Origin of the sequence: Pelistega suis (assembly GCF_013133795.1) — a bacterium.
In the GTDB taxonomy this organism is placed as follows: Bacteria; Pseudomonadota; Gammaproteobacteria; order Burkholderiales; family Burkholderiaceae_B; genus Taylorella; species Taylorella suis.
This window is the reverse complement of the sequence record NZ_JABGBN010000014.1, coordinates 1-5,606: the sequence shown is the minus strand read 5'-3', so window position 1 is coordinate 5,606 and position 5,606 is coordinate 1. Positions and strand designations below refer to the sequence as shown.

Below are 5,606 nucleotides of genomic sequence, written 5' to 3'. Positions count from 1 at the left end.
GATAGGCAATAAAAAAACCTCTCTAGGGATTATCTAGAGAGGTTTTTGATGTAATTAGCTTGACGATGCCCTACTTTCACAGGTGTCCACCCACTATCATCGGCGCAAAGGCGTTTCACTGTCCTGTTCGGGATGGGAAGGAGTGGTACCACCTTGCTATGGTCGTCAAGCGTAAACTTGTTGGCTTGTCTTTAGCCCTTTGGAAGAAGCACAGTGTTTTGTTCAAATGTTGGGGTTGAGATTGAGGGGGTATTAAATTGTGGCGTATCACGCTACACTCTAAGGGGTTGATGGGTAATCAACCGATAAAGTTATAGGATCAAGCCTCACGGGCAATTAGTACTGGTTAGCTACATGCATTACTGCACTTCCACACCCAGCCTATCAACGTCCTGGTCTCGAACGACCCTTTAGGGGAAATGAATTCCCGGGATACCTTATCTTCAGACGAGTTTCCCGCTTAGATGCCTTCAGCGGTTATCTCTTCCGTACTTAGCTACTCGGCAATGCCATTGGCATGACAACCGATACACCAGCGGTACGTCCACTCCGGTCCTCTCGTACTAGGAGCAGCCTCCGTCAAGTATCCAACGCCCACGGCAGATAGGGACCAAACTGTCTCACGACGTTTTAAACCCAGCTCACGTACCTCTTTAAATGGCGAACAGCCATACCCTTGGGACCGGCTACAGCCCCAGGATGAGATGAGCCGACATCGAGGTGCCAAACACCGCCGTCGATATGAACTCTTGGGCGGTATCAGCCTGTTATCCCCAGAGTACCTTTTATCCGTTGAGCGATGGCCCTTCCATTCAGAACCACCGGATCACTTTGTCCTGCTTTCGCACCTGTTCGACTTGTCAGTCTCACAGTCAAGCACGCTTATGCCAATGCACTATCAGCACGATTTCCGACCGTACCTAGCGTACCTTCGAACTCCTCCGTTACACTTTGGGAGGAGACCGCCCCAGTCAAACTGCCCACCATACACTGTCCCCAACCCGGATAACGGGTCTAGGTTAGAACCGCAAACAAACCAGGGTGGTATTTCAAGGACGGCTCCAGCAAAACTAGCGTCCTGCTTTCAGCGCCTCCCACCTATCCTACACAGGCCGGTTCACAATCCAATGTAAAGCTACAGTAAAGGTTCATGGGGTCTTTCCGTCTAGCCGCGGGGAGATTGCATCATCACAAACACTTCAACTTCGCTGAGTCTCAGGAGGAGACAGTGTGGCCATCGTTACGCCATTCGTGCAGGTCGGAACTTACCCGACAAGGAATTTCGCTACCTTAGGACCGTTATAGTTACGGCCGCCGTTTACTGGGGCTTCGATCAAGAGCTTGCACCCCATCACTTAACCTTCCAGCACCGGGCAGGCGTCACACCCTATACGTCCACTTTCGTGTTTGCAGAGTGCTGTGTTTTTAATAAACAGTCGCAGCCACCGATTCTCTGCGGCCTCTTCGCGCTTTGACACGCTACAAAGGCATACCTTCTCCCGAAGTTACGGTATCAATTTGCCGAGTTCCTTCTCCTGAGTTCTCTCAAGCGCCTTGGAATATTCATCCCGTCCACCTGTGTCGGTTTGCGGTACGGTCGTCATTAAACTAGAGCTTAGAGGCTTTTCTTGGGACCACTGCCTGTGACTTCGCGGATAAATCCGCTTCGGGTCAATTCCTTGAATCATGCTGCCGGATTTGCCTAACAGCCATCTTGGAACCAACAACGGGTACAACCAATCACCCGATCACATTTCGCAATCCGTCCCCCCATCGCATTTAATGCCGGTGCTGGAATATTAACCAGCTTCCCATCAGCTACGCATCTCTGCCTCGCCTTAGGGGCCGACTCACCCTGCGCCGATGAACGTTGCGCAGGAAACCTTGGACTTACGGCGAGGGAGCTTTTCACTCCCTTTATCGCTACTCATGTCAGCATTCGCACTTCTGATACCTCCAGCAGCCTTTACAAGCCACCTTCACAGGCTTACAGAACGCTCTCCTACCGCGCACAGTAAACTGTGCACCCGCAGCTTCGGTAACTGGCTTAGCCCCGTTACATCTTCCGCGCAGGACGACTCGATCAGTGAGCTATTACGCTTTCTTTAAAGGGTGGCTGCTTCTAAGCCAACCTCCTGACTGTCTATGCCTTCCCACTTCGTTTCCCACTTAGCCAATTTTAGGGACCTTAGCTGGCGGTCTGGGTTGTTTCCCTCTTGAGTCTGGACGTTAGCACCCAGTGCTCTGTCTCCCAAGCTGTACTTGTCGGTATTCGGAGTTTGCCATGGTTTGGTAAGTCGCCATGACCCCCTAGCCATAACAGTGCTCTACCCCCGACAGTAATACTTGAGGCACTACCTAAATAGTTTTCGGAGAGAACCAGCTATTTCCAGATTTGTTTAGCCTTTCACCCCTATCCACAGCTCATCCCCTAATTTTTCAACATTAGTGGGTTCGGTCCTCCAGTACCTGTTACGGTACCTTCAACCTGGCCATGGATAGATCATCTGGTTTCGGGTCTACACCCAGCGACTAAGACGCCCTATTCGGACTCGCTTTCGCTACGCCTTCCCTATTCGGTTAAGCTTGCCACTGAATGTAAGTCGCTGACCCATTATACAAAAGGTACGCCGTCACCCCATAAAGAGGCTCCGACTGTTTGTATGCACACGGTTTCAGGATCTATTTCACTCCCCTCCCGGGGTTCTTTTCGCCTTTCCCTCACGGTACTGGTTCACTATCGGTCGATCACGAGTATTTAGCCTTGGAGGATGGTCCCCCCATCTTCAAACAGGATTTCACGTGTCCCGCTCTACTTATTCGACGCTTAGTACCACAGTGTGCGTTTCGTCTACAGGGCTATCACCTGCTATGGCCGTGCTTTCCATCACGTTCGACTGCACACACTGCTATCTCGTCAAGGCTGGTCCGATTTCGCTCGCCACTACTTTCGGAATCTCGGTTGATTTCTTTTCCTCGAGTTACTTAGATGTTTCAGTTCACTCGGTTCGCTTCGACTCACCTATGTATTCAGTGAGTGATACTGTTAAAAACAGTGGGTTTCCCCATTCGGAAATCTGCGGATCAAAGCTTATTTGCTAGCTCCCCGCAGCTTATCGCAAGCTATAACGTCCTTCATCGCCTGTGATCGCCAAGGCATCCACCATGTGCACTTAGTTACTTGATCCTATAACTTTATCGGCTCATTACGACAAGCGTAACAACGATACGTTAGGTATTAAGTTAACTTTATCTTCGGTGATATCGCTATCACCAGGACAATCAATGCCTTTTATCGTGCTGGTTGCACGCATTGTTGCCCTATGCTTGAGTTTGCGTGTTTTATGCCGTTCATCAATGTTTATTCATATCTTTCGATATACGTTGAGAACTTCAAAATAATAATGCAATCACAACCCATAAATAAATTTGCAACATTACTCTTCCTGAAAGAGTGGATGTTACGCATTTGAATTACTTGTTGTGCTTCTTCCAAATTGTTAAAGAACAGCCTTCCATTATAGCAGTTAATATGAACTACTACAAGGTATTTTTTTACATTATCTTCTCTGAAGATAACGATAAAACTTGGTGTTTGTTAATTCATCTTACGATACTGACAGCCTAGGTAATGGTGGAGGATAACGGGATCGAACCGATGACCTCCTGCTTGCAAAGCAGGCGCTCTACCAACTAAGCTAATCCCCCAATCTTGGTGGGTCAAGCTGGAATCGAACCAGCGACCCCCGCCTTATCAAGACGGTGCTCTAACCGACTGAGCTACTGACCCGTTTCTAGCTGTGTATCTTTGTGATGATATTAACAACCGATAAGCGTGGACGCTTTCGCTTTGAGGCGTAATGCTCTTAAAGGAGGTGATCCAGCCGCAGCTTCCGCTACGGCTACCTTGTTACGACTTCACCCCAGTCATGAATCCTACCGTGGTAGTCGCCCTCCTTGCGGTTAGGCTAACTACTTCTGGTAAAACCCACTCCCATGGTGTGACGGGCGGTGTGTACAAGACCCGGGAACGTATTCACCGCGACATGCTGATCCGCGATTACTAGCGATTCCGACTTCATGCAGGCGAGTTGCAGCCTGCAATCCGGACTACGATCGGGTTTATGAGATTAGCTCCACCTCGCGGTTTGGCAACCCTCTGTCCCGACCATTGTATGACGTGTGAAGCCCTACCCATAAGGGCCATGAGGACTTGACGTCATCCCCACCTTCCTCCGGTTTATCACCGGCAGTCTCATTAGAGTGCTCTTGCGTAGCAACTAATGACAAGGGTTGCGCTCGTTGCGGGACTTAACCCAACATCTCACGACACGAGCTGACGACAGCCATGCAGCACCTGTGTTTCGGTTCTCTTGCGAGCACTGCCAAATCTCTTTAGCATTCCGAACATGTCAAGGGTAGGTAAGGTTTTTCGCGTTGCATCGAATTAATCCACATCATCCACCGCTTGTGCGGGTCCCCGTCAATTCCTTTGAGTTTTAATCTTGCGACCGTACTCCCCAGGCGGTCAACTTCACGCGTTAGCTGCGCTACTAAGTCCCGAAGGACCCAACAGCTAGTTGACATCGTTTAGGGCGTGGACTACCAGGGTATCTAATCCTGTTTGCTCCCCACGCTTTCGTGCATGAGCGTCAGTATTATCCCAGGGGGCTGCCTTCGCCATCGGTATTCCTCCACATCTCTACGCATTTCACTGCTACACGTGGAATTCTACCCCCCTCTGACATACTCTAGTTCGGGAGTTAAAAATGCAGTTCCAAGGTTGAGCCCTGGGATTTCACATCTTTCTTTCCGAACCGCCTGCGCACGCTTTACGCCCAGTAATTCCGATTAACGCTTGCACCCTACGTATTACCGCGGCTGCTGGCACGTAGTTAGCCGGTGCTTATTCTTCAGGTACCGTCAGCGTCCATGGGTATTAACCACGAACTTTTCTTCCCTGACAAAAGTGCTTTACAACCCGAAGGCCTTCATCGCACACGCGGGATGGCTGGATCAGGGTTTCCCCCATTGTCCAAAATTCCCCACTGCTGCCTCCCGTAGGAGTCTGGGCCGTGTCTCAGTCCCAGTGTGGCTGGTCGTCCTCTCAAACCAGCTACGGATCGTCGCCTTGGTGAGCCGTTACCTCACCAACTAGCTAATCCGATATCGGCCGCTCCAATAGTGAGAGGTCTTGCGATCCCCCCCTTTCCCCCGTAGGGCGTATGCGGTATTAGCTACGCTTTCGCGTAGTTATCCCCCGCTACTGGGCACGTTCCGATACATTACTCACCCGTTCGCCACTCGCCAACCAGAGAGCAAGCTCTCTGTTGCTGCCGTTCGACTTGCATGTGTAAGGCATCCCGCTAGCGTTCAATCTGAGCCAGGATCAAACTCTTCAGTTCAATTCCTGTTTAATTGTAGTATCCGAAGATACTATCGCTGCTTATACTCAAAGAAATAACGTTTTGAAAAAAACCTTATTTCTGTATGTAGTGTAAGCACTTAAAATAATATTTTTAGCTCATCCCGTGATAGGATGACGCCTCTCATTCCAAGCGCCCACACTTATCGGCTGTTAGTTGTTAAAGAACAAAATCGAATTT

General features: G+C 49.8%; 2 tRNA genes and 3 rRNA genes. All 5 read right to left on the bottom strand.

The annotated features are described in order from the left end of the window. Positions 1-57 precede the first annotated feature (57 nt). The 5 genes from rrf to HKX39_RS10440 all read right to left on the bottom strand — a co-directional run bounded on the left by rrf (position 58) and on the right by HKX39_RS10440 (position 5,405). A 5S ribosomal RNA gene (rrf, locus tag HKX39_RS10460) occupies positions 58-170 on the bottom strand. 145 nt (positions 171-315) lie between these two features. After that, positions 316-3,187, bottom strand: a 23S ribosomal RNA gene (locus HKX39_RS10455). Positions 3,188-3,632: 445 nt separating this feature from the next. Further along, a tRNA-Ala gene (locus tag HKX39_RS10450) sits at positions 3,633-3,708 on the bottom strand. A 5-nt stretch (positions 3,709-3,713) separates the two neighbouring features. Beyond that, positions 3,714-3,790: transfer RNA gene (locus tag HKX39_RS10445), tRNA-Ile, on the bottom strand. Positions 3,791-3,868: 78 nt separating this feature from the next. Beyond that, a 16S ribosomal RNA gene (locus HKX39_RS10440) occupies positions 3,869-5,405 on the bottom strand. The 16S, 23S and 5S rRNA genes sit together here with 2 tRNA genes alongside, the layout of an rRNA operon. Positions 5,406-5,606: the final 201 nt, after the last annotated feature.